Annotated in this window: 22 protein-coding genes; 12 read left to right on the top strand and 10 right to left on the bottom strand. The window is 65.3% G+C overall.

The features are described from left to right. Window positions 1–67: 67 nt before the first annotated feature. On the top strand, window positions 68–2470 hold the full coding sequence (locus XH93_RS28545; RefSeq protein WP_194470031.1) for an EAL domain-containing protein: 2403 nt from the start codon (window positions 68–70) through the stop codon (window positions 2468–2470). A gap of 215 nt (window positions 2471–2685) precedes the next feature. On the opposite strand, the gene XH93_RS28540 is transcribed toward XH93_RS28545, so the two are convergent. Next, on the bottom strand, window positions 2686–3120 hold the full coding sequence (locus tag XH93_RS28540; protein ID WP_139863339.1) for a hypothetical protein: 435 nt from the start codon (window positions 3118–3120) through the stop codon (window positions 2686–2688). A 173-nt stretch (window positions 3121–3293) separates the two neighbouring features. Between XH93_RS28540 and XH93_RS28535 the strand changes: the two genes are divergently transcribed. Together XH93_RS28535 and XH93_RS28530 are read left to right on the top strand one after the other, a co-directional pair. After that, window positions 3294–3920, top strand: a complete 627-nt coding sequence (locus tag XH93_RS28535) for a hypothetical protein (protein ID WP_246799319.1) — start codon at window positions 3294–3296, stop codon at window positions 3918–3920. A 62-nt stretch (window positions 3921–3982) separates the two neighbouring features. Beyond that, window positions 3983–4576 (top strand): YdcF family protein, encoded by a 594-nt coding sequence (locus tag XH93_RS28530; protein ID WP_194470030.1) that lies wholly within the window; start codon window positions 3983–3985, stop codon window positions 4574–4576. Window positions 4577–4803: 227 nt separating this feature from the next. Here XH93_RS28530 and XH93_RS28525 read toward each other — a convergent pair whose 3' ends face one another. After that, the gene (locus XH93_RS28525; protein WP_246799318.1) at window positions 4804–6159 is read right to left on the bottom strand and encodes an adenylate/guanylate cyclase domain-containing protein; all 1356 of its coding nucleotides are present in this window, start codon (window positions 6157–6159) and stop codon (window positions 4804–4806) included. 299 nt (window positions 6160–6458) lie between these two features. Continuing rightward, window positions 6459–7799 (bottom strand): PLP-dependent aminotransferase family protein, encoded by a 1341-nt coding sequence (locus tag XH93_RS28520; protein WP_194470028.1) that lies wholly within the window; start codon window positions 7797–7799, stop codon window positions 6459–6461. Window positions 7800–7981: 182 nt separating this feature from the next. On the opposite strand from XH93_RS28520, the gene XH93_RS28515 reads away from it, so the two are divergent. After that, the gene (locus tag XH93_RS28515; RefSeq protein WP_246799317.1) at window positions 7982–8218 is read left to right on the top strand and encodes a DUF1127 domain-containing protein; all 237 of its coding nucleotides are present in this window, start codon (window positions 7982–7984) and stop codon (window positions 8216–8218) included. 287 nt (window positions 8219–8505) lie between these two features. Here the strand turns inward: XH93_RS28515 and XH93_RS28510 are convergent, their stop codons facing one another. Together XH93_RS28510 and XH93_RS28505 are read right to left on the bottom strand one after the other, a co-directional pair. Continuing rightward, complete coding sequence (locus XH93_RS28510) at window positions 8506–8931, bottom strand: universal stress protein (protein WP_139484920.1); 426 nt, start codon at window positions 8929–8931, stop codon at window positions 8506–8508. 146 nt (window positions 8932–9077) lie between these two features. After that, on the bottom strand, window positions 9078–9620 hold the full coding sequence (locus XH93_RS28505; RefSeq protein WP_194470027.1) for a histidine phosphatase family protein: 543 nt from the start codon (window positions 9618–9620) through the stop codon (window positions 9078–9080). 95 nt (window positions 9621–9715) lie between these two features. Here XH93_RS28505 and XH93_RS28500 point away from each other — a divergent pair, with 95 nt between their 5' ends. The 5 genes from XH93_RS28500 (at window position 9716) to XH93_RS28480 (ending at window position 17586) form a co-directional block, all read left to right on the top strand. Further along, entirely contained in the window at window positions 9716–11206 is a 1491-nt protein-coding gene (locus tag XH93_RS28500; protein ID WP_194470026.1) for an FAD-binding oxidoreductase, read from the top strand. Window positions 11207–11281: 75 nt separating this feature from the next. Then, window positions 11282–11782 (top strand): peptide-methionine (R)-S-oxide reductase MsrB, encoded by a 501-nt coding sequence (msrB, locus tag XH93_RS28495; RefSeq protein WP_194470025.1) that lies wholly within the window; start codon window positions 11282–11284, stop codon window positions 11780–11782. A gap of 182 nt (window positions 11783–11964) precedes the next feature. Next, window positions 11965–13773 (top strand): flagellar hook-basal body complex protein, encoded by a 1809-nt coding sequence (locus XH93_RS28490; RefSeq protein WP_194470024.1) that lies wholly within the window; start codon window positions 11965–11967, stop codon window positions 13771–13773. A gap of 44 nt (window positions 13774–13817) precedes the next feature. Further along, window positions 13818–15704, top strand: a complete 1887-nt coding sequence (flgK, locus tag XH93_RS28485; protein WP_194470023.1) for a flagellar hook-associated protein FlgK — start codon at window positions 13818–13820, stop codon at window positions 15702–15704. Window position 15705: 1 nt separating this feature from the next. Further along, complete coding sequence (locus XH93_RS28480) at window positions 15706–17586, top strand: flagellar protein (RefSeq protein ID WP_194470022.1); 1881 nt, start codon at window positions 15706–15708, stop codon at window positions 17584–17586. Between the two features lie 65 nt (window positions 17587–17651). Here XH93_RS28480 and flbT read toward each other — a convergent pair whose 3' ends face one another. Next, window positions 17652–18083: a flagellar biosynthesis repressor FlbT gene (flbT, locus tag XH93_RS28475; RefSeq protein ID WP_139863347.1), complete on the bottom strand. Its 432-nt coding sequence runs from the start codon at window positions 18081–18083 to the stop codon at window positions 17652–17654. 368 nt (window positions 18084–18451) lie between these two features. Between flbT and XH93_RS28470 the strand changes: the two genes are divergently transcribed. The 3 genes from XH93_RS28470 (at window position 18452) to XH93_RS28460 (ending at window position 20576) form a co-directional block, all read left to right on the top strand. Beyond that, a complete protein-coding gene (locus XH93_RS28470) occupies window positions 18452–19621 on the top strand; it encodes a flagellin (RefSeq protein WP_139484912.1) in 1170 nt (389 codons plus the stop codon). A gap of 198 nt (window positions 19622–19819) precedes the next feature. Continuing rightward, window positions 19820–20185 (top strand): flagellar biosynthesis regulator FlaF, encoded by a 366-nt coding sequence (flaF, locus tag XH93_RS28465; RefSeq protein WP_139484911.1) that lies wholly within the window; start codon window positions 19820–19822, stop codon window positions 20183–20185. A gap of 28 nt (window positions 20186–20213) precedes the next feature. Continuing rightward, window positions 20214–20576, top strand: coding sequence for a hypothetical protein (locus tag XH93_RS28460; RefSeq protein WP_194470021.1), 363 nt, complete (start codon window positions 20214–20216; stop codon window positions 20574–20576). A 12-nt stretch (window positions 20577–20588) separates the two neighbouring features. Here XH93_RS28460 and XH93_RS28455 read toward each other — a convergent pair whose 3' ends face one another. The 4 genes from XH93_RS28455 to XH93_RS28440 all read right to left on the bottom strand — a co-directional run bounded on the left by XH93_RS28455 (window position 20589) and on the right by XH93_RS28440 (window position 23107). Next, entirely contained in the window at window positions 20589–20981 is a 393-nt protein-coding gene (locus XH93_RS28455) for a hypothetical protein (protein ID WP_139863349.1), read from the bottom strand. Window positions 20982–21139: 158 nt separating this feature from the next. Continuing rightward, window positions 21140–21637 (bottom strand): hypothetical protein, encoded by a 498-nt coding sequence (locus XH93_RS28450; protein ID WP_139863350.1) that lies wholly within the window; start codon window positions 21635–21637, stop codon window positions 21140–21142. A gap of 22 nt (window positions 21638–21659) precedes the next feature. Further along, window positions 21660–22016 (bottom strand): flagellar assembly peptidoglycan hydrolase FlgJ, encoded by a 357-nt coding sequence (flgJ, locus tag XH93_RS28445; RefSeq protein ID WP_194470020.1) that lies wholly within the window; start codon window positions 22014–22016, stop codon window positions 21660–21662. Continuing rightward, window positions 22016–23107, bottom strand: coding sequence for a flagellar basal body P-ring protein FlgI (locus tag XH93_RS28440; protein WP_229177098.1), 1092 nt, complete (start codon window positions 23105–23107; stop codon window positions 22016–22018). Before XH93_RS28440 ends, flgJ begins: the two co-directional genes overlap by 1 nt. Between the last annotated feature and the right edge of the window lie 244 nt (window positions 23108–23351).

The following is a 23351-nucleotide window of genomic DNA, read 5'->3' as shown; positions in this document are numbered from 1 at the left end:
GGTTGGACGGCGGTTACCGTTCGTACACGAATGCGATCGTTTTTATGGGTCCATAAAGGGGGCCTATATGTATCGCGTTCTAACCTGTCTCACTTTGGAGCATGACTGGCGCCTGGTCGTCCTTGGCGGCGTCATCTGCATGCTGGCCAGCGCCGTCGCGATCAGCCTGTTTCACCGCGCCCGCGCCGCGCAGGGCCGCTCCCGCGAGATCTGGATCGGATTGGATGCGGCCGTCGGCGGCTGCGGCATCTGGGCGACGCATTTCGTCGCCATGCTGGCCTACGATCCCGGCATCGAGGCCGGCTACAGCATCCCGATCACGCTGCTGTCGCTGGTGCTCGCGGTCGCGATCCTGGCCGTCGGACTTGCCGTCGCCTTGCTCGACGCGCGCTGGACCACCGTCGCGGCCGGTGGCGCGATCGTCGGATTCGGCGTCGCGGCGATGCATTACACCGGCATGCTGGGGCTGGAACTGCCGGCGCGCATCGTCTGGTCGCCCGGCATCGTGGCGGTCTCGATCGCCTTCGGAAGCCTGTTCGGCGCGCTCGCGCTCGTCGTCGCCACGCGCAGCGAACGCTTTGGCCACACCGCAGCGGCGACCGGTCTGATGACCGTCGCGATCGTCTCGCATCATTTCACCGCGATGGGCGCGGTGACGCTGGTCCCCGATCCGACCATCGTTCCCGACGGGCTGTCGCTCTCGCCGCGCGTGCTCTCGTTCATGACCGCGGTTGCGGCGTTCGCCATCCTCGGCATCTCGCTGATCGCCTCTATACTCGATCGTCGCGCCAAGACCGAGCTGCACAAGCAGAAGCTGGTGCTGGACACCGCGCTCGAGAACATGTCGCAGGGACTGTGCATGTTCGATGCCGACGGCCGCATCATGCTGTTCAACGAGCGCTACGGCGAGATGATGGGCCGCGGCACCGTGCCGCTGCAGGGGCGCCTCCTGATCGATGTGCTGCAGGATCTCCGCTCGATCGGCGAGTGGGACGGCGACCCCGAGGAGTTGTGCGCCGGCCTGATCGCGGAGGCGAAGGCGGGCAACAACGCGACCCGGATCATCAGCCGCCAGGGCCGCGCGATCCGCGTCGTCGACCAGCCGATGAAGGGCGGCGGTTGGGTTGCCACCTTCGAGGACATCACCGAATGGCAGCAGGCCCAGGAGCAGATTTCGCACATGGCGCGGCATGACGCGCTGACCAATCTGCCGAACCGCACCCTGTTCCGCGAGCAGCTCGAGAAGGCGCTCCGCCTCGCCAAGCGCAGCGACCAGCTCGCGGTGCTCTGCCTCGATCTCGACCATTTCAAGGAGATCAACGACACGCTCGGACATCCGATCGGCGACGCGCTGCTGCGCGAGGTCGCGCGCCGGCTCGGCGACTGCGTCACCGAGCACGACACCGTGGCGCGGCTCGGCGGCGACGAATTCGCCATCGTGCAGTTCTGCAGCAATTGCGAGCCGACCGTGGTGCCGGCGCTCGCGAGCCAGGTCGTCGAGCGGCTGGCCGCGCCTTACGAGATCGGCGGCCATCAGCTCGTGATCGGCGTCAGCATCGGCATCTCGCTGGCGCCCGAGGACGGCCTCGATCCCGACGAGCTGCTGCAGAAGGCCGATCTCGCGCTGTACCGCGCCAAGGCCGACGGCCGCGGCACTTACCGCTTCTTCGAGACCGGCATGGACGCCCGTGCGCAGGCCCGCCGCATGCTCGAGCGCGACCTTCGGCTGGCGCTGCAGCATGACGAGATCGCGGTCTACTACCAGCCGATCCGCGACGTGGCCGGCGACCGCATCGTCGCCTTCGAGGCGCTGGCGCGCTGGAACCACGCGCTGCGCGGCCTGATCGCGCCGAACAATTTCATTCCCGTCGCCGAGGAAACCGGGCTGATCGTGCCGCTCGGCGAGATCGTGCTGCGCAAGGCCTGCACGGATGCCGCCGGTTGGCCCGAGGACATCGCGGTCGCCGTCAATTTGTCCCCGGTGCAGTTCAAGAATCCGAACCTGGTGGCGTCGGTGAAGGCGGCGCTCGAGGCCTCCGGCCTGGCGGCGGACCGCCTTGAACTCGAGATCACCGAATCGGTGCTGCTGCAGAACAGCGAGTCGACGCTTGCGGTGCTGCACGAGCTGCGCGGCTTCGGCGTGCGGATCTCGCTCGACGATTTCGGCACCGGCTACTCGTCGCTGAGCTATCTGCGCAGCTTCCCGTTCGACAAGATCAAGATCGACCGCTCCTTCGTCACCGATCTTGCGACCCGCGAGGAGTCGATGGCGATCGTCCGCGCCGTCACCGGGCTCGGCAAGAGCCTGGGCATCGTGACCACGGCCGAGGGCGTCGAGACCGACACCCAGTTCGACCTGCTGCGTCAGGAAGGCTGCACCCAGGCGCAGGGCTATCTGTTCAGCCCGCCGCGGCCGGCCGCCGACGTCGCCAAGATGCTGTACAAGGCTCCGGAACGATCGGTGGCCTGACCACAGCACGACGAGATTGCCTCGAACTCGAGCGGCAGCGAAGGTTCACCTCTCCCTTGGGAGAGGTCGGCGCGCAGCGCCGGGTGAGGGTTTACGGTCCCTCGTTGGAGCTGCGGCCCCTCACCCGATTTGCCAAACGCAAATCGACCTCTCCCCGTCGGGGAGAGGTGGACCGAACCTGCGGTCACACCGATCCAACCTAACTTCGTTACGCTCTACGACTTGCTCAAGGCAAAATACGCGCCGCAAAACGCCATCGATGCGCCGAGGCACAGCGCGGCGAGACCGGCGAGAACCGCCGAAATCGTCGAGACCGTGCTCGGCGCCGACGCGGTCTGGCCGGCACCGGCCAGCATCAAGACGCCGATCACGATCAGGAAGTTCCGCATCCGTTGCGGGATCTGCCCGGCCACCGCGCGGTGCATCAGATTGGCGGTGAAGTAGCCGCCGGAAAATCCGACCGAGGCGATCAGCCACCAGGCAATCGCAGCTCCCGCGGGCATGAATTCGTGGGTGTCGGACCGCCACAGGCCGCCGAGATCGAGCCCGTAGCGCGCGCCGAGCATGTGCACGGCCAGCGCCAGCAGCACGCCTGCGATCATCGCGCCGCCGAGGATGAGGTAACGGGGAAAATAGGTCGTCTCGGGCATGTCTCGCTTGTAGGATAGCCGCCATGTGCCGCGCAAGCATGCGGCAGAGCGTTTTCGAGCGAAGTGGATGCCGGTTCGCGTGAAGAAAACGCCTCAAGACCAGAATCTGGAGCCCCGTTCCGATTGATCGGAACGGGAGAGGCTCCAGGCGTTTGAACAAATGGAATGGGCGATTGCCGACAACGTTGCAGGATCGGTCGGAGGCAGGTGAGGGGACCGCGGTGCGCTATGCGTACAAGGCCTCCCTGATCGGCTCGGCGCATCAGTTCGAGTTGACCGATGCCGGCCTGTCGTGGCGGATCGCCGGCCGCTCGGGCGTATGGGATTATTGCGACATCTCCACCGTCAAATTGTCGTATCGCCCGGTGTCGATGCAGCAGCAACGGTTCCGGGCCGACATCGACAACGCCAAGGGCGGCCGGATCGCGGTGCTTTCGACGACCTGGCAGACCGCCACGCTGGTGGCGCCGCAGGGCCAGCACTATCGCGACTTCATCGTCGAACTGCACCGCCGGATGCAGGCGGCGGGCAGCAGGGCCGCGCTGGTCGGCGGCCTCGGGCCCAAGACCTACACCGCCGCGCTGGCGCTGCTCGCGGTGCTCGCCGTTTCGATGGCGGGCTTGCTGCTGCGCGCGCTGCTCACCGCCGAATGGACCGGCGCGCTGTTCCTGGTCGGCTTTGCGGCCCTGTTCGCCTGGCAGATCGGCGGCTTCATCACGCGCAACCGGCCGCGCCGCTACAGCTTTGACGATTTGCCCGAGGCGCTGCTTCCCGCCGCAACCAAGCGCAATGAAACGTGACTTCGTGACCGCGGCGGCGCAGGGCATCGTCCGAATCCGATGTTGCCGCCGGGGAGCAGGGCGTGGAAGACCGAGGTCTGCGGATGCCGTCCGAGACGGAGATCGCCGCCATCAATGCGCGGCACCTGATCGAGACGCCGCTCAAGCCCGCCGACCTGTTGTTCGTGTTCGGCACCCGCGTCGACGTTGCCGAGCGGGTCGATGCGGCCGTGCGGCTCTGGCGCGGCGGTTTTGCCCGTTGGACGATCGTGAGCGGCGGCGTGACGCCGGGCGATGACCGCAGCGAATGCGCGGTCATCAAATCCGCGATGGTCGCGCGCGGCGTGCCTGCGATCCGGATCCTCGAAGAGCACCGCGCGCAAAACACCGGCGAGAACGTGATCTTCGCGCTGCCGGTGATCGACGCCGCGCTCGGCCTTGCCAACATCAAAAGCGTGATCTGCCTCGGCAACAGCTGGACCGCGCGGCGCTACCCGATGACCTTGCAGCGGCACTGGCCGGAGGTCGAGAAGATGCTGGTCACGGTCGACAGTTTTGCCACGCCCCGCGCGCGCTGGCACACCGATGCCGAATTCCGCCGCCGCGTGCTGCACGAATGGGACAAGATCGAGCCGTACAAGGCGAGGGGTTTTATCGCGGAATGGCCCGTCGTCTAGAGCATGATCCGGAAAAGTGCGAAGCGGTTTTCCGAAAAGATCATGCTCAAACAAAGAGCTAAAGCGCGATGATGACTCAACCTAATCTCATCGCGCTTTAGCGTGTGTACTCATAGCTGTAGGCTCGCGAGCACGACTTCACCCATGTCCGCTATCAGGCGCTTTGCGGACTCAAACCGGACAACGTCCGAAAGGGCCAAGGCCGGACTCCCCCGCTGACTGGCCGTTCAATGATTACCCCCATCGATAACACGGAGCGCCGGTTGGCTAGCCGTGAGCGGCACGTTGTAGGTCACGATCGGCTGGGTAAGACCCTTCAACGAAAGTGCGCCAAGATGTTCAGTCGCCACGCTTCCTTTGAGAGCCACGTTGACGCGCTGGCTGAGCAGAATTTGGCCGTCCTTAGCCTCGCCGCACAGCCGTGCCGCCACATTGCACACGGTGCCAATCGCAGTATATCCGAAGCGCTCGGAAAATCCGATCTGGCCCAAGGTCGCGTAACCCTGGGCGATGCCGGCGCCAAATCCCAACTCACGGCCTCGCTCGCGCCAGGCCGCGGTCAGCGACGACGCAGCCTCGCGCATCGCGACGGCCATATCGACCGCGCGCAGGGCCGGGTCGGGGATTGGTACGGGGTCGTTGAAGAACACCATGATCCCGTCGCCGGAGAACTGGTCGAGCGTCCCCTCGAACTGGCTGACGAGCGGCCCGAGCGCGCCGTGATACTCGCGCAGTAAATTCAATACCTCCTCTGGCTCGGCGGTCTCGGTGAAGGCGGTATAGCCGCGCAAATCGCAGAACACGACCACGATCTCGCGGCGGTGGCTTTCGAGGATCTTCTCGTTTCCCTGCGAGACGATCAGTTCGGCCAGTTGTGGAGCGAGGAAGCGCTTCAGACGTCCGATGCGGCCCAATTCCTCGACTTGCTCGGCGACCCGCGCTTCGAGGCCCCGATTAAGCTCGGCTACTTGATCTGTGCGCTCCCGCAGTTCCTTGAGCAGCCGCGTGTTCTCGATGGCGATCACGGCTTGTGCCGCAAAATTTTCCAGCAACTCGACCTGCTTGTCGCTGAATTCTTGCACCTCCTTGCGGTAGACGGCAAAGGCGCCGACAAGCTCGCTCTCTTTGAGCATCGGCACAATCAGAACGGTGCGGGCTGCGGCGACCTTGTAGATCAGATCGTCGGGATGCTCGGTGGCAATATCGGCAATGTGAACCAGCGCCTTGGTCTCGACGAGGCGCCCCAGCGAAGGCACCCCATCAAACGGCGCGATGAAGTGTGGCGGCGTTTCCTGGTCGGGCGCATACGATTGCGGCACGTTTTGCGCGGCCATTCGCGCTACCCGCCGCAACCTGTCGCCTTCGTATAGGAGCAGCGTCCCAAAACTGGCGCTGCAGATGCGCACGGCATTTTTCAGCATGGCCTCGAACACCGGCCCAAGCTCGCCAGGCGAACTGGCGATGACCTTCAATATCTCGGCCGTAGCCGCTTGCTGCTCGCGGGCCTCCTGCAACTCTTTGGTCACATCGGAGATCGGAGAAATGCGGCGCTTATTTTTAATGGGCTTTTTGTGGTCGCCCATAGAGTTCGCCTTGCGGGTTTTCGCCGCGCTCCTCTTGCCTCTCGTTTTTGACGGCCGCGCCATATCTTACCCTGGGGGTCAGGAGGCGCATCTTATAGGGTCAGACCACAATTCTGGAAGGGCGGGTATAGCCAGAATTACCCCTTGCCAAATGGCCAGGCCGATGTCGGCTCCGGGTCATCTGCGCCGATTTTGTCATACCGACGATATGTCCTCTATCCGGCGCATCTCGGACCTGAAGTCGACGTTGCGAGCACCGGCATCGGCGTGATTCAAGCCACCGAACCGAAAACGCTACGTCACTCCGTCGAATCAAAATCCTCTTCGGTCGCGCTCAGCATGCCCGCGAGCGTGCGCAGGCCGATGTCGAGCTGCTCCAGCGGCGGCGCGGCGAGCGCGAGCCGCACCGCGTTGGGCGCGTGCCCCGGCGTGGCGGCAAACGTCGTCGACGGCGTCAGCGCGATGTCGCGGCGCGCCGCGGCTGCGACCAGAGTTTGCGAGCGCCAGTGCTGCGGCAGGGTCAGCCAGAGGTGATACGACTTCGGGTTGGTCTGCACCTCGAAGCCGGCCAGATGCTTCGCGGCGATCTGCTGGCGGCGGCCGGCATCGATCCGCTTCAGCCGCGACAATTCGGCGGCGGTGCCGTCGGCCATCAGCCGCTGCCCGGCGGCGAAGGCATAGCCCGACGCCGTCCAGCCGCCTGAGCGCACCGCGGCCATGATGCTCTCGCGCAGCCGCGGCGGCGCGACGAGGAAGCCGAGCGCCAGCCCCGGCGCCACCTTCTTCGACAGGCTGTCGAGCACGATGCAGCGGTCGGGCGCCAGCGCCGCCAGCGGCATCTCGTCGTCGAGGAAGCCGTAGACGGCGTCCTCGATGATCGTGAGGTCGTGCTTGTCGGCGAGGCGCAGCAGCTCGGCGCGGCGCTCCGGCGGCATCGTGATGCTGAGCGGGTTCTGGATCGTCGGCTGGACATAGATTGCGGACAGATGCGCCTCGCGGTGCGCCTTCTGTACCGCGTCCGGCCGCACGCCGTGCTCGTCCATCGCGAGTGGCACCAGCGTGACGCCGAGCCGCGCCGCGATGCCCTTGACGAAGGGATAGGTCAGCGCCTCGACGCCGCAGCGTCCGCCGGGCGGCACGACGGCGGCGAGCGCGGCAGCGATGCATTGCCTGCCATTGGCGGTGAACACGATCTGGTCGGAATTGGGCTGCCAGCTCTTGCGTGCGAGAAATTCGGCGGAAATGGTTCGCGCCGGGCGCGTGCCAAAGCTGGTTGCCGGCCGTAGTGCGCTTTCCAGCACCTCGGGCCGCTCCAGCCCCTCGAGGCTTTTGGCGATCATCGTCGCCTGGTGCGGCAGCAGCGGATAGTTGAACTCGAGGTCGATGCGGGCGCCGCGCGGCTCGTTCGGCGGCGTGGCGCGGCGGGCCTCGCCGGACACGAAGGTGCCGCGGCCGACCTCGCCGACCACGAGGCCACGCCGCAGCAGCTCGGTGTAGACCCGGCTCGCAGTCGACACCGCGATCTTGCGCTCATAGGCGAAATGGCGCTGCGGCGGCAGCCGGTCGCCGGCCTTCAGCGCGCCGCTGGCAATCTCGGCGGCCACCGTGTCCGCCAGCTTCAGATACTCGAATCTCGACATTATTGCACCGAGAGCAATGTTTTCCTTGCTCCGAGAAATGTATCGGATCATTTATGAGGAAACAAGCCCGCGATTGCACTGAGGTTTAGCCAAGCAATCCTCAGTCATTCAGGCGCAGATGCCAAAACGGCATTTACGTCAACGGTATAGCCTTGCCGCACGGGCGTCCGAAGGAGATGACAATGACCACGATGTCCTCAGCCGCGGTGCCACCCGCGCGGTCCGGTATCTCGGGTGGATTGCTCCGATTGATCCGAGTTGGGATCGATGCATTGGCCACCTATTGGGTGCGCCGCGAGGCGATCAAGACGCTGCGCGAGCTCGACGACCGGGCGCTGCGCGACATCGGCCTCTCGCGCTGCCATATCGAAGGCGCGGTCACCGGCGACCTCGAGTTCGAGCTGGCGCGGATTCGCTGACAGGCGAGGGGTGCGGCGCTGACGCCTGGATGAAACCAGGTTGAATTGCATCCGCGAAGAACCTGCGCTCCCTCGCGCGCTTGGGGGAGGCGTAGGCGCCCTTCGGTTGCCGGAGTGCGATTTCGGAATATTGGAAGATTACCCCTGAGTTGCCCGACGTGTCAAGTCGTTCTGTGGGGGCGGCCGCCGCGGCCGGCTACTTTGCATGGGGTTGTTTTTCGGCATTTTGCCAGCACGCACCCACGGCGGTGAGTTCCTCCTCCGTCACCCGCAGTTTTATCCGGGCTTCAGTGCCGCACCACCAGCACCGAGCATTTGGCATAGCGCACGACGTGGCCGGCGTTGGAGCCGAGGAAATAGGTGCGCATCGCCGGCCGGTGCGAGGTCATCACGATCAGGTCGGCCTTCATCGCGGCGGCCTCTTCGAGAATCTCGTGATAAATGCCGCCCTGGCGCACCACGGCCGAGATGCGTTCGGGCTCGATGCCGGATTCGCGCGCCACGATGGCCAGCGCCTCTTCCGACGTCTCGCGCTGCTGGCTGTCGAAATCCGCCGGCACGTATTCGGCGAGCATCACCGGCGTCATCGGCAGCACGTTGAGCAGGCGGACCGAGCCGCTCCAGGTGTGCGACAGCGTCGCGGCGGTTGCGATCGCCGGTTTCGCCAGATCGGTATCGGCGAGATCGATCGGCACGAGAATGGATTTGTACATCGGCGCCTCCTGTCCGCGATTGGTCTGGAGCCGTCTTGTCCCCGTGGCGAGGACGCGCGCCCTCTTTTTCTTGGATCGTTGACGCGAACCAGTCCCCTGTCGCGCGAGGCGAATATAACATGACGGAATGGCGCTGTCCGCTCGCGTCAGTTGCGGGAGGCCTGCTTCAACAGTTTCGGACTGACGAACAGCACGAGCCTGCCGCGCCGGAACGACACCTCATTCCAGTCGTCGATCGCAAAGTCGAAGATGGCGAGCCCCGAGGTCGGCAGATTATGGCTGAGCGCGCGCTTCGCCGCCTCCTCGCCGCTGCCGGTCAGGGTCAGCGCGAGCTCGTGCATGCCCGGATTATGCCCGATCAGCATCAGCCGCTTCGGATCGGTGACCGAGGCCATCCGGATCGTGGTCAGCAACAGCGTCGGATCGGCGCCATAGAGCTCCGGCACGAATTCTACCTTCGGCGCCGGTCCAGCCTCCTTGATCGCGTCGCGCACGATGTCCCAGGTCTGGGTGGTGCGGACCGCCGGCGACACCAGCGCCCGGTTGGGAAACGGCGGATGGTCGGCGAGCCAGCCGCCGATTTCCGCCGCATCGCGGTGGCCGCGCTCGTCGAGCCGACGGTCCTGGTCGTGCCCCGAAGGCGAGTCGGTTTCGGTCTTGGCATGACGCAGCAGCAGCAAACGGCGCATGGATATCGGTCTCGATTCGGTCAGGTGGCATTAATTCTACAGGCTCATGCCCTGGACAAGGTGACAAGCGCCGCGGCGGTTCGTAAGAAAACGCCATGAGCGAGACTTCCACAAGTGCGGCGGACGGCCTCGATGCGGCCTCGCCGTTCCGCAACCGCCTGGCGTTCGACCTCGATGTCGACATCTGTGTGGTCGGGGCAGGGCTTGCCGGCCTGACCGTGGCGCGCGAGGCGGCGCGGCTCGGGGCGAGCGTCGCCGTGCTCGAGGGCCGCCAGGTCGGCTGGAACGCCTCGGGTCATCATCTCGGCACCGTGCTGCCGGGCTTCGGCCTGCCGATATCAGATGTGATCGAGCGCGTCGGCCTTGATGACGCCCGCGAGCTGTGGGCGCTGTCGAAGCTCGGCGTCGATTATGTCCGCGCCACGGCCACCGAGGAGTTGATCCCGGGCATCGCCATGAGCGAGGGCGCGCTGGAGGTTTCCAATGTCGATGTCGGCGAGAGCTTGGTCAGCCGCTTGCAGATATTGGCCGAGGATTTTGCCACCGAGGTCGAGGGCTGGCAGGTCGACCATGTCCGTAGCGTGCTCCGGACCGGCCGCTATTTCCACGGCATCTATTTCCCGAAGGCGTTCCAGATCGACGGTCGCAAATATGTCCATGGCCTTGCGGCGCTGGCGACAAGGGCGGGCGCGCGGATCTTCGAGGAGACGCCGGTCGTCAGCATCGACTTCTCCGGCATCCGCAAGCGCATCGTGACGCCGTCGGCGCGGCTGCGCGCCACCCATATCGTGCTCGCCGGCAACATCCATCTCGGCGCGCCGCTGAAGCGATTGTCGGACACGCTGCTGCCGGTCTGGCGCTATGCGGCGCTGACCGAGCCGCTCGGCGCAGGCCTTGGCGAAGCGATCGCGTTTCCGGGGTCGGTGGTCGATAGCGACAGCATCGACCACTTTCGCATCGTCGACGGCGATCGCCTGCTCTGGGCCAGTCCGGAAACCACCTGGGCCGCCCGTCCGAAGCGCTTTGGCGCCGCGGTGCAGCGCCGGATCGCCACCGTGTTTCCGCAACTCGGCAAGGTGCCGATATCAGATGTGTTCGGCGGCGCGGTCGGCGTCACCGTCCACGGCATGCCGCAGATCGGCCAGCTGCGCAAAGGCCTCTGGGTGGCGAGCGGGTTCGGCCGGCAGGGGCTCAACACCTCGGCGCTGGCCGGCCAGCTGATCGCGCGCAGCATTCTCTGGGGCGACGACCGCTGGCGGCTGTTTTCGCCGTTCGAGCTGGTCTGGGCGGGCGGCACCACCGGCCGCGTCGCCGGCCATTTCATCAGCCTGTGGTCGCGGGGCGCCTCGTCCGCCGCCGGCGTCCTGGCGCGCTACCGCGAGGGTGCACGTGCGAAGGAGCGCCGCCGCGAGGCGCGGCTGGCCGAGGCCAATCTCAAGGCGGGAACCCGGGGGCCGCCGCCCCGCCGTCCGCCCGGCGCCGTGCGGCCGGTGCCGCCGCCCGCGCCCGCGGCGGCGGAGGAGGGGGGAGAGCCCTATCGCGGGCCCTCGCAAGAAAGTGAGAGGATCCCTGGCGCTGGGATGTAACGTCTCCCGGCGGGGTTCGTATTTGATCTCGAACCCCATCTCGACCCCTTGGGCTTTCCGCATCGGAGAAGATTGATGTTCGATCGCCGTATCCTGCTCACATCCGTCGCCGGCCTGTTCAGTTTCGCCGGCTTCCGCTGGCTGCGCGCCACGCCGGCCGAGGCCGCCGAGAAATTCGAGATCGAGAAGACCGACGCCGAATGGCGCGCCCAGCTGACGCCGCAGCAATATGAGATCCTGCGCAAGGAGGGCACCGAGCGGCCGTGGTCGAGCCCGCTGCTCAAGGAGCATCGCAAGGGCATCTTCGCCTGCGCCGGCTGCGACCTGCCGCTGTTCTCGTCCGACACCAAGTTCGAGAGCGGCACTGGCTGGCCGAGCTTCTATCAGCCGCTGGAGAACGCCGTCGGCACCACCTCGGACCGCAGCTTCGGCATGGTGCGCACCGAGGTGCATTGCCGGCGCTGCGGCGGCCATCTCGGCCACGTCTTCGACGATGGCCCGAAGCCGACCGGATTGCGCTACTGCATGGACGGTCTGGCGCTGGTGTTCCACCCGGCGACGCCGTCGGCGACCTGACGCTCCTTCCCGGCAATTGTTGCCGGCCCGGCAATTGTGCCCCGGTCCAACGACCGGGGCTTCTTTTTCAAGCGCATGATTTTGTTGCATTTTGTTTCCTGGCACGAGCCTTGCGACATGCTCCGCCGATGCGGCCGTTGTTCTGAACGCCAGCCGCCGGAAATCGAATTGGAGAACATGTCATGGGTATCTTCGGCGCTCTTACGACCGCGGTCGGCGGCCTGCGCGCAGGGTCGTATGCACTGGAAAACATCTCCGGCAACATCGCCAACTCGCAGACCACGGCGTTCAAGCGCATCGATACCTCATTCCTCGATCTCGTCCCGCAGACGGCGCTGACCGCGCAGCTCGCCGGCGGCGTCACCGCGCAGTCCCGCTCCACCAACTCGGTGCAGGGGGACGTGCAAGCGGCGTCGGTGGCGACCTTCATGGCGATCAACGGCAACGGCTTCTTTGCGGTGCAGAAGCCCGGCGCCTTCACCGACGGCTCCCCGGTGTTCGACGGCGTCGACCGCTACACCCGCCGCGGTGACTTCCAGCTCAACAAGGACGGCTATCTGGTCAACGGCGCCGGCTACTATCTCGAGGGCGTGCCGATCGACCCGACCACCGGCAACCCGGCCGGCTCTTCGCCCGAGGTGCTGCGCTTCAAGAACGACTTCCTGCCGGCGCAGCAGACCACCAAGATCGACTACCGCGCCAACCTCGCGGCCTATCCGCTGACCACGCAGCACGACACCTCGGTTCCGGGCTCCGAACTGCTGCGGCCGGGCTCGTTCAGCTCCGGACACAACCCGGTGGTGCTGGGCACGCCGGCCGCGCCCTATACCGATGCCGCCGTCACCGGCACCGCGCAAAGCAACAAGGCAACGCCGTCGGTCGCCAACACCGCCAGCACCGCGCTGAGCGGTGCCGCCGGCACCGACTCGATTTCGTCCAATTTCGTCGCCGGCGACACCATCACGATCAACGGCACCGTCTTCACCTTCGTGGCGTCCGGTGCAACCGGCAACCAGCTCAATGTCACCGACACCATCGGAACGCTGCTCGGCAAGATCAACGGCATCACCAACTCCTCGCCGGCCTCCTCGATCGCCGCCAATGGCTCCATCACGCTGCACTCCGGCACCTCGGCCGACCTTCTGGTGCAGAGTTCGAACACGACCGCGCTGCAGGCCCTCGGCTTCACCGGTTCGGCGGTTGCGAACCGCGGCGGCGGCGGCACCGTGGGCACCGGTCAGGTGATCGGCAACGACGCCACCACCTTCCGCGACGAATCGATCGCCGGCGGCTCGGTCACCGCCTATGACGTGTCGGGCGCGCCAGTGAACCTGCAGTTCCGCTGGGCCAAGACCGACAGCGCCTCGCTCGGCGCTGGCCATACCGACAACTGGAACCTGTTCTACCAGGTCGATCCCAATGCCACCGGCACCAACGTCGCCTGGCAGAACGTCAACATCAACTTCACCTTCGGTGCGAACGGACAGATGTCGCCGGCGATCGCCTCGGTGACGCTGAACAACGCCGTCGTCAACGGCGTGTCGCTCGGCAATCCCGTGATCAATTTCGGCACCGGCGGCGTCACCCAGTTCGCGGACTCCAACGGCAACGTTCAGGTTAACCAGATCCAGCAGGACGGCTTCCCCGCCGGCCAGCTGCAATCGGTCAGCGTCTCGACCAACGGCCGCATCGTCGGCAACTATACCAACGGCCGCAATATCGACCTTGCCGAAATCTCGGTCGCGACCTTCAACGGCACCAATTTCCTCAAGCGTATCGACGGCGGCGCATTTGAGGCGACCGACGAGTCCGGCGCGGCGCTGTTCGGCAAGTCCGGCACCATCGTCGGCTCGTCGCTGGAAAGCTCGAACACCGACATCGCCGACGAGTTCACCAAGCTGATCGTGACCCAGCAGGCCTATTCGGCCAACACCAAGGTGATCACCACCACCAACTCGATGGTGCAGGACCTGCTGAACGTGGTGCGGTGATCGCATCGTTGATGCGTGGACGAAGTAAAGGCGAGTAACAGATCATGGGTTTGAGCCAAGCCCTCTCCACCGCGATGTCGGGCCTGCGCGCCACGCAGGCCTCGCTCTCGCTGGTGTCGTCGAACGTCGCCAATGCGGAGACGCCCGGCTACGTCAGGAAGACGCTGAACCAGGTCGCCGGCACCACCGGCGAATTCGGCTCGAGCGTCCTGATCGCCGGCGTCAATCGCCAGCTCGACGAGTTCCTGCAGGCCCAGCTGCGCACCGAGACCTCGGGCGCGGCCTATGCCGACGTCCGCTCGGACTTCCTGACCAACCTGCAAGGCGTCTACGGCAATCCGGATTCCACCGGCACGATCGAGGACGCCTACAACAAGTTTCTCACCGCGCTGCAGGGCCTGTCGACCAGCCCGGAATCGCAGTCGGCGCGCATCAGCGCCGTCAACGCCGCGCAGTCGCTGGCGCAGCAGCTCAACGCGACCTCGCAGGGGATCCAGACCCTGCGCGCCAATGCCGAGGCCGGCATCAGCGATTCCGTCAGCACCGCCAACAATGCGATGCAGCAGATCGCGCGCATCAATGTCCAGCTGCAGGCCGCCACCGGCACCAGCGACGCCTCGACCGGGGCATTGCTCGATGAGCGCGATCGCTACATCACCCAGCTGTCGCAGCTGATGGACATCCGCACCGTCACCAACAGCCAGAACCAGGTGACCGTGTTCACCAACTCCGGCGTGCAGCTGGTCGGCTCCGAGGCGGCGACGCTCAGCTTCAATGCCCAGGGCACGATGACGCCCACCGCGTTGTCCAACCCGGACCCGACCAAGAGCACCGTCGGCACCATCACCATCAATTTCCCGCACGGCGGCAGCTACGACCTGGTGTCGACCAACTCGATCCGCTCCGGCAAGATCGCGGCCTATCTCGAGCTGCGCGACAAGACGCTGGTGCAGGCGCAGACGCAGATCGACCAGTTGGCCGCCTCGATGTCGAGCGCGCTGTCGGACAAGACCACCGCCGGCACCGCAGCTACGGCGGGCGCGCAGACCGGCTTCGACCTCGATCTGTCCGGGCTGCAGAGCGGCAACACCATCCATCTCACCTACAAGGACAACGCCACCGGCGTCACGCACAATCTGTCGATCATCCGGGTCGACGATCCGAGCGTGCTGCCGCTGAGCAACACCACGACCGTCGATCCGAACGACGAGGTGCTGGGGGTCGATTTCTCCGGCGGCATGAGCTCGGTGCTGGCGCAGCTCAACGGCGCGCTGGGCACCACCGCCGGCCTGCAGTTCTCCAATCCCTCGGGCTCGACCTTGCGGGTGCTCGACGACGGCGCCACCAACCGTTCCGACATCACCGCGGCATCGGTCACCACCACGGTGTCGTCGCTGACATCGGGCGATCCGCATTTGCCGCTGTTCACCGACAATGGCGGGCTCTACACCGGCGCGATCAACGCCAGCGGCTCGCAGACCACCGGCCTTGCCGGACGGATCAGCGTCAACACCGCCCTGATCGGCGATCCCTCGCGGATGGTGATCTTCGCAACCAATCCGCAGACGCCCGCCGGCGACACCACGCGCGCCAACCTCATTCTGAACCAGCTGTCGACAGCCTCCTTCAGCTATTCGCCGCAGACCGGGCTCGGCACCACCGGCGCACCATTCACCGGCACGCTGCTCAACTTCACGAAACAGTTCATCAGCCAACAGGGCGAGGCGGCGACCGCCGCCAAGCAGCTGGCCGATGGTCAGGACGTCGTGCTGAACACGCTGCAGAGCAAGATGGACTCGGTCTCGGGCGTCAACATGGATGAGGAGATGGCGCATCTCCTGGCACTGCAGAATGCCTACTCTGCCAATGCGCGCGTGATGTCGTCGATCAAGCAGATGTACGACACGCTGCTGCAGATCGCGGGAGGATAACATGACGATCAGCGGCGTTAGCGGCAAGACTTCCTATATCGGCACGACGATCGTCAATCTGCGCAATCAGCTCAACGATCTGACGACCCAGCTTGCGACCGGCAAGGTGTCGACGACCTATGCAGGGCAGGGGCTCGACCGCGGCTTCGCGCTCAGCCTGCGTGCGCAGATCAGCAGCATCAACGCGTTTTCCGACACCGCGACCAACCTCAACACCCGCCTGAGCGTCGCCAATCTCACCCTGCAGGGCTTGTCCGACATCAATGCCCAGGTCAAGAACGCGGCGACCACGGCGACGCTGACGCTCAACGACAGCGGTCAGACCTCGGGCCAGATCACCGCGCAGGCCGCGTTCGCCAACGCGGTGTCGATGCTGAACAGCCAGTCGGGCGACCGCTATCTGTTCTCCGGCCGCGCCATGGACACGCCGGCCACCGTTTCCGCCGACACCATGCTCTACGGCACGGCGACCCAGGCCGGCCTCACCCAGCTCATCAAGGAGCGCAAGCAGGCCGATCAGGGCACCACTGGCATGGGCCGCCTGACCGTGTCGTCGCCGCCGGCGCCGACCACGGTAACCAGCGTCGCCGAGGACGGTTCGGCGTTCGGCCTCAAGCTGCTGTCGGTGCAGTCGTCCCTGACCGGCGCTACGGTGACGCAGCCGACCGGCACGCCGAAGTCGGCCTCGGTCGATCTCGGTCCGGTCAATCCGAACGACGGCGACAAGATCAAGTTCAACTTCACGCTGCCCGACGGCACGACGGAAGCGATCGAACTGACGGCGACCACCACGAACCCACCGCCGGCGGGCTCGTTCCTGATCGGCGCCAACAGCGCGGCGACGTCGGCGAACCTGCAGACGACGCTGACCGCGTCGATCAAGACCTTGAGCGACACGTCGCTTGTCGCGGCCTCAGCGATCACCGCATCGAACAATTTCTTCAATCCGGTGTCGACGATTTCGGGCGCCGCGGTCAACAACCAGAACACGCCGGCGGCGCCGATCACCGGCGCCACCGCGCTGTCGGGCGCGCCCGGCACCGACTCGCTGTCGGCAAGCTTCGCGGCCGGCGACACCATCACGGTGAACGGCACCCCGATCACTTTTGTGGCCTCGGGCGCGACCGGCAACCAGCTCAACATCACCGACAGCGTGCAGACGCTGATGGCGAAGATCGACCAGATCAGCGGCACCAAGAACCCGTCGACCATCAGCAACGGCGCGATCACGCTGCACGGCGCCGACGGCGCGGACCTGTCGATCTCGAGCTCCAATGCGGCGGCGCTCGGCGCGCTCGGCATCGCCAACAACACCACCGCCAACCCGGCGCCGCTCAGGGTCGGCGGCCCGCCGTTCGATACCGCTTCCAACCTGGTCGCGGGCACGCCGGCCAACACGGTCTACTGGTACACCGGCGAGAACGGTCCGGGCTCGGCGCGCGGCACCGCAGTGGCGCAGGTCGACCAGTCGATCTCGGTGCAGTATGGCGCCCGCGCCAACGAACAGTCGTTCCGCTATTTGCTGCAGAACGTTGCGGCCTATGCCGCGGTCACCACCAACGCCAGCAACCCGAATGCGAGCCAGCAGGTCACCGCGCTGGCGCAGCGGATCTCGGCGAACCTCGCGCCGCAGAACGGCCAGCAGCAGATCCAGGACGTGCAGGCCGAGTTCGCCGGCGCGCAGACCGCGACCAAGGCGGCGACCGATCGCCAGACCCAGCTCAAGGGCATGGCGGAAACCATGCTCGACTCGGTCGAGGGCGTGAACCAGGACGAGGTCGCGACCAAGATCCTGGCGCTGCAAACCAGCCTGCAGGCGTCGTACCAGACCACGTCGATGCTGTATCAGACGACGCTGCTGAAATATCTGCCGATCGGCTGATCGTAGCCGCGGACAAGAAAAAGGCCTCCGTGCGGAGGCCTTTGTGCTGTTGGGGCAGGGAACGCCTACGCGCTCTTGCGCGCGTCGTCCTGATCGGCCGCCTTCAGGCTTCGCGCGCTTTCCAGAAGCTTCTCCTCGTGGGCGATCAGCTTCTTGGATTCCTTCAGCGCGTGATAGAGATCGCCGTTGAGGATGAAGTTGTTGATGCCCTCGATGAACGGCCAGGCGCTCGGCATCGCCGTGATGATGTCGCGCACCAGGCTGAAATAGGTCGGGTGGTGCGCCATCGGATCCGGCGACAGGTACATCAACTGCACGGCGAGATAGATCAGCTTCGCCGGCGTATCGGCGGTCTCCGGCGTCAGGATGTCCTTCTCGCGCAGGATCGGGATGCGGTCGCCGTCGATCAAGAGGCGGGCGCGCTGATCGGTGTTGGTGATCACGCAGCTGCCGACGATGATGCGCTCGTTCGGTTTGAGTTCGACCTTCAGGGCCATGCTCGTTCTCCTTTGCCGGCTCGCGCGGACGTCGTTGTCGCAGATCGAAAGTTGAGTTCGGCACTGCTTAGCAGCCACTGACGCGGCGGAGGGCCGATGCGACAGCGATCCTTTCCCATGATGGTTAACGCTTGGTGAACGAAGCGCACCCGCAGCCGGTGGCGCTGCGCGAAAAGTATCAGTCGCCTCAGTAGTTTTCGGGACGAAGCTCGTCCTGTCGCGGCAATTTTGTTCTTCTGCATTTGTCTCAAATGCCGTTGCGGAGATTTTATTTTCCTTCGCGGCTGCCCGCCACGATTGGAACACCCGCCCGATCAGAAAGGATTGGAGCGGCTTTTTCCTCAGTTTCACACCAGAAAGGTATGAAAATGTCCGATATCGTTCTCTCCGCCTCGGTTCGTCAGAACCTGCTCTCCCTCCAGTCCACCGCCGATCTGCTCTCCACCACGCAGAACCGCCTTGCCACCGGCAAGAAGGTCAACACGGCGCTCGACAACCCGACCAACTTCTTCACCGCGCAATCGCTGGACAACCGCGCCAGCGACATCAACAACCTGCTCGACGGCATCGGCAACGGTGTGCAGGTACTGCAGGCTGCCAACACCGGCATCACCTCGCTGCAGAAGCTGGTCGATACCGCGAAGTCGATCGCCAACCAGGTGCTGCAGAGCCCGACCGGCTACTCCGCCCGCTCGAGCGTCAGCTCGGTGGCGGCGCTTGGCGGAACGGCGACGAACCTGGTCGACGGCACCACCATCAAGAGCGGTGACGTGCTGGCGATCGCGGCCTCGGCCGGCCAGCCTGCCTTCAGCTTCACGTTCGGTGCCAGCACGTCGCTGGCGCAATTGAACACGGCGCTGTCGGCCAGCAACCTGTCGGCGACCCTCGACAGCTCGAACAAGCTCGTCATCACCACGACGAACGATGCGGCGTCCTCGACCATCGGTGCGGTGACCTTCACCAACACCGGCGGCGGCACCGCTACGTTTGGCGCGGCGGGCACGGCTCCGGTTGCTGATGCGGCCTCGCAGTCGGCCCGTGCCGCGCTGGTGGCGCAGTACAACAACACCATCGCGCAGATCACGACGACGGCGCAGGATGCATCGTTCAACGGCGTCAACCTGTTGAGCGGCGACAGCCTGAAGCTGACCTTCAACGAGACCGGCAAGTCGACGCTCTCGATCACCGGCGTCAAGTTCGATGCCGCCGGCCTCGGCCTCAATGCGCTGACCGCGGGCACCGACTTCCTCGACAACAACTCGGCGAACAAGGTGATCTCGACGTTGAGTTCGGCGAGCTCTGCATTGCGCAGCCAGGCCTCGACGCTGGGCTCGAACCTGTCGATCGTGCAGATCCGTCAGGACTTCTCGAAGAACCTGATCAACGTGCTGCAGACCGGCTCGTCCAACCTGACGCTGGCCGACACCAACGAGGAGGCAGCGAACAGCCAGGCGCTGTCGACCCGCCAGTCAATCGCGGTGTCCGCGCTCGCGCTGGCCAACCAGTCGCAGCAGAGCGTGCTGCAGCTGCTCCGCTAAGCGCGCCGGCAGACGACTTAGAGGCGGCGGGGGAAACCCCGCCGTTTCTGTTTGCTCCCGGTAAACTACGGTGCCGCAAGAATGACGCATTACGTAACGGCTGCTAACCATATTTAAAGGCACCGGATGCATAAATATCGGGCGCTAGAATTGCGTCCCCGCGGCTCGAGAAATCCGCTTCCCCATCGAGGTCATTGAATGTCGAATGCAGCCCAGGCCTACGCCCGCACGTCCACCGTGACGGCGTCGCCACGTGAAATCGAAGCGCAGGCTCTGTTGAAGGCCGCCCGGCAGCTGCAGGAAGTCCAGACCAACTGGAACGGTGCCGACAAGGCACTGGATCAGGCACTGCTGTTCAACCGCCGCCTGTGGTCGATCTTCCTCAGCGCAGCGCAGGGCGACGACAATCCGCAGCCGCTCGAGGTCCGGCAGAACATCGCCAATATCGGCGTCTTCGTCATGAAGCAGACCGTCGACATCCAGATGAATCCCGATCCGGCGAAGCTGAAGTCGCTGATCGACATCAACTGCAATCTCGCCGCCGGCCTGTCCGGCCGCGCCTGATCGATCGTTTTTCGGCGGAGCCTCCGGCATGGCCGACCTGATGAGCATCCTGTCGGCCAACTACAAGGCGGTGGGGCTGTCGGTTCCGTCCAAGACGCCCTATGTCGCGGTCGATCCGACGCTCTATGAAGGCAGCTGGAGCGGCAAGTACGCCAACAACAAGTCGTTCAACGTCACCGTGTCGAATGTCGACGGCTTCCGCGCCAAGGTGCATTACCAGAGCGACGGCACGAGCAAGTATCAGGACGTGCTGATCAAGGACAGCGCGTTCCGGATCGGCGATACCAAATTCTCGCTGGTGCAGAAGGGCACGGCGCTGATCGCCAATGTCGTCACCGATCCAGCCACCGGATCGACCTACCTCGACAAGGCCTACGCCACCCAGAAGTGAGCGCGCTTCCGCTCAGGCGCGGCGGTCGGTGGCGCGCAGCCGCGTCGGCGCATCCTTGCTGAGGTCGAGGGCGTGGAAATAGGCGCGGCGGCGCAGCACCGCTTCCTCCGGATACTGCTTCACCACCAGATTGGTGCGATTGTCGACCACCTGATAGACCACGGCGCGGGCGTCGCGGTCGATGATGACCTGGTTGGTGACCGATGCGGATGCAGCCTGATTGGACAGCGACGCATTGACTGCGTTCGGATCGATGGTGACGCGCGTGACCGGCTCCGGAGCGGTGACGCTCTGGCTCGCCGGCAGCTCGGTCGGAACCGCCTTCTGCGCCGTCTCGCTCGCGGGCGGGAGTATCGGCGCCGCAACCGGTGCCCCCACCGGCTTGATGTTGAAATCCGTACTCATGGCAGCCTCATAGTGCGAAAGCACTAGTTTGCTTGAGTCAAATCCCAACCCCTCCTGTTCCGCAACTCTACGGGGAACCTCTCAACAGGCTGTTAGAGAACACGCTGAACGCCGCGCTGACCTGGGCGCGGCGAATTGAAGAAAATTGTAGGAGATTTTCAGAGCGAGCGGCTGACGGCGATCGGCCGCATGTTGCGCGGACCGGGCGCCGCACGCTGGCCGTTCGCGGTGTAGGTGTTCGGGATGTTGCGGCGCTGCACCTCGGCGTTGACGCCGCGCACGATGCCTTCGGAGACCGCATGCGCGGTCGCAAGCACCGTCAGATTGACCTGCAGCATGGCGCGGAAGGTGTCGTGATGGCGCCGCAGCGTCGCCAGCAATTCGGGATCGGTCTGCGTCAGCATCTTCTGCATCGATTTCAGATGCTCGACCGCGAGCATGTAGCGCCGCGACAGCTCCGACTTCTCGGTCTCGAGCCGGATCGCCTCACGGATCTTGCCGGCGCGCACGAACTCGGTTTCCTGCTCGACCACGGCGAGCAGCGCGCTCATCACCTCGGTCAGCTCGTTGGCGAGCCGCGCGACGTCGGGCGGCGTCGGATGTGCCGGCCGCGCGGCGGGGGCGGAGGCGGACCGCTGCTGTGGACGCTGGTTCATCGCGCTGCTCCTTTGGGCCGAATTAGCTCTTGTTCGCTTGCTGCAGGATCAGCGAGCGGAAGACTTCATTGGAAATGCCGACGCCGCCGGACTTGGCAAAATTCTTCGCATACTGGTCGGTCAGCATCGATCGCCACGGGCCGGTGCCGACGGTGTCGCCGAACGGGCCGTCGCCCTTCAGCCCGGTCGTCATTTGCGAGAACATCGTGTTCAGGAACATCGATTCGAAATCGGTCGCGGTCGCCTTGGCCTTGGCCTGCGCCTGCGGCGACACCTTCTGCAGCGCCTCCTGCAGCACCGGATCGGGGCGGCCGTTGAACATCGGCATCAAGGCCTTGTTCGGCATGCTGCCTGTGGTGGAGTTGATCAGGCTCGCCATCACATCACCTCGATGTCGGCTTCGATCGCGCCGGCGGCCTTGATCGCCTGCAGGATGCTGATCAGATCGCGCGGTCCGATGCCGAGGCCGTTGAGGCCGTCGACCAGCTGCTGCAGCGACACGCCGTTGCGCACCACCGCGAATTTCTTGCCGTCCTCGGTGACCTGAACGCTGCTGCGCGGCGTCACCACGGTGCGGCCGCGCGACAGCGGATTGGGCTGGCTGACCTGCGGGCTCTCCGAGATCGTGACGGTGAGGTTGCCCTGCGCCACCGCGACGGTGGCGACGCGAACGTCGCGGCCCATCACGATGATGCCGGAGCGCTCGTCGATCACGATCTTGGCCGCAAGATCAGGGTCGACCTGCAACTGCTCGATCTCGGTCAGGAAGGCGACGACGTTGCCCTTGAACTCCGGCGGGATCGAAAGCTGCACGGTGGAGGGATCGAGCGGCTCGGCGGTCTTGACGCCGAGATAGTCGTTGACCGCGGCGGCGATCCGTTTGGCGGTCGTGAAGTCGGCGTTGCGCAGCGCGAGGCGGACGTTGGGCAGGCGGTTGAGCGCGAACTCGATCTCGCGCTCGATGATGGCGCCGTTGGCGATGCGGCCGACGGTCGGCACGCCGCGCACGATTTTTGCCGCTTCGCCCTCGGCATTGAAGCCGGAGATCGCCAGCGTACCCTGCGCCACCGCATAAACGTTGCCGTCAGCGCCGAGCAGGGGGGTGACGAGCAGGGTGCCGCCGCGCAGATCCTTGGCGTCGCCGAGCGCCGAGACGGTAACGTCCATCCGCGTGCCCTGGGTGCCGAATGCCGGCAGATTGCCGGTCACCATCACTGCGGCGACGTTGCCGGTGCGGATGGTGGCGCCGCGGATGTTGACGCCCATGCGTTCCAGCATCGCCTGCAGTGACTGCTTGGTGAAGGGGATGTTGTTCAGGGTGTCGCCGGTGCCGTTGAGGCCGACCACTAGGCCGTAGCCGATCAGCTGGTTCTGGCGCACGCCCTCGATATTGGCGAGGTCCTTGATCCGCGACGTCGCCGCAGCGGGCATGACCGATGCCGCCAGCGCCAGCAGCGCGGCGCAGGTCATGACGAAGTGTCTTGCGGTGCGGATGCCGGGCATCCCGATGCTCCCCTCGAACTTAACTCACGGATCGCGCGACACTCCCATGACGGCGATCCGCAATTAACCATGCGAGCCTCGTGCCAGCGCGTTTCCCCAGTGCAATGTGTTGATAGCTTTATCGAAATTGTCGGCGCGCTGTTTTGCTCCGGTTCGCCAGCCCGCGCGAAACTGCCGCGCGGCGGCAGAAATTGCCGGGTCGTTTACGCGC

This window comes from Bradyrhizobium sp. CCBAU 51753, from assembly GCF_015291565.1.
GTDB lineage: Bacteria > Pseudomonadota > Alphaproteobacteria > Rhizobiales > Xanthobacteraceae > Bradyrhizobium > Bradyrhizobium ivorense.
This window is presented reverse-complemented; position numbering and strand designations above follow the sequence as displayed.

Excerpts from the sequence above, each read along its gene's own strand:
- XH93_RS28545 (WP_194470031.1), top strand. The coding sequence starts at position 68 with ATGTATCGCGTTCTAACCTGTCTCACTTTGGAGCATGACTGGCGCCTG.
- XH93_RS28540 (WP_139863339.1), bottom strand. The coding sequence starts at position 3,120 with ATGCCCGAGACGACCTATTTTCCCCGTTACCTCATCCTCGGCGGCGCG.
- XH93_RS28525 (WP_246799318.1), bottom strand. The coding sequence starts at position 6,159 with ATGGGCGACCACAAAAAGCCCATTAAAAATAAGCGCCGCATTTCTCCG.
- XH93_RS28520 (WP_194470028.1), bottom strand. The coding sequence starts at position 7,799 with ATGTCGAGATTCGAGTATCTGAAGCTGGCGGACACGGTGGCCGCCGAG.
- XH93_RS28515 (WP_246799317.1), top strand. The coding sequence starts at position 7,982 with ATGACCACGATGTCCTCAGCCGCGGTGCCACCCGCGCGGTCCGGTATC.
- XH93_RS28510 (WP_139484920.1), bottom strand. The coding sequence starts at position 8,931 with ATGTACAAATCCATTCTCGTGCCGATCGATCTCGCCGATACCGATCTG.
- XH93_RS28505 (WP_194470027.1), bottom strand. The coding sequence starts at position 9,620 with ATGCGCCGTTTGCTGCTGCTGCGTCATGCCAAGACCGAAACCGACTCG.
- XH93_RS28500 (WP_194470026.1), top strand. The coding sequence starts at position 9,716 with ATGAGCGAGACTTCCACAAGTGCGGCGGACGGCCTCGATGCGGCCTCG.
- msrB (WP_194470025.1), top strand. The coding sequence starts at position 11,282 with ATGTTCGATCGCCGTATCCTGCTCACATCCGTCGCCGGCCTGTTCAGT.
- XH93_RS28490 (WP_194470024.1), top strand. The coding sequence starts at position 11,965 with ATGGGTATCTTCGGCGCTCTTACGACCGCGGTCGGCGGCCTGCGCGCA.
- flgK (WP_194470023.1), top strand. The coding sequence starts at position 13,818 with ATGGGTTTGAGCCAAGCCCTCTCCACCGCGATGTCGGGCCTGCGCGCC.
- XH93_RS28480 (WP_194470022.1), top strand. The coding sequence starts at position 15,706 with ATGACGATCAGCGGCGTTAGCGGCAAGACTTCCTATATCGGCACGACG.
- flbT (WP_139863347.1), bottom strand. The coding sequence starts at position 18,083 with ATGGCCCTGAAGGTCGAACTCAAACCGAACGAGCGCATCATCGTCGGC.
- XH93_RS28470 (WP_139484912.1), top strand. The coding sequence starts at position 18,452 with ATGTCCGATATCGTTCTCTCCGCCTCGGTTCGTCAGAACCTGCTCTCC.
- flaF (WP_139484911.1), top strand. The coding sequence starts at position 19,820 with ATGTCGAATGCAGCCCAGGCCTACGCCCGCACGTCCACCGTGACGGCG.
- XH93_RS28460 (WP_194470021.1), top strand. The coding sequence starts at position 20,214 with ATGGCCGACCTGATGAGCATCCTGTCGGCCAACTACAAGGCGGTGGGG.
- XH93_RS28455 (WP_139863349.1), bottom strand. The coding sequence starts at position 20,981 with ATGAGTACGGATTTCAACATCAAGCCGGTGGGGGCACCGGTTGCGGCG.
- XH93_RS28450 (WP_139863350.1), bottom strand. The coding sequence starts at position 21,637 with ATGAACCAGCGTCCACAGCAGCGGTCCGCCTCCGCCCCCGCCGCGCGG.
- flgJ (WP_194470020.1), bottom strand. The coding sequence starts at position 22,016 with ATGGCGAGCCTGATCAACTCCACCACAGGCAGCATGCCGAACAAGGCC.
- XH93_RS28440 (WP_229177098.1), bottom strand. The coding sequence starts at position 23,107 with ATGACCTGCGCCGCGCTGCTGGCGCTGGCGGCATCGGTCATGCCCGCT.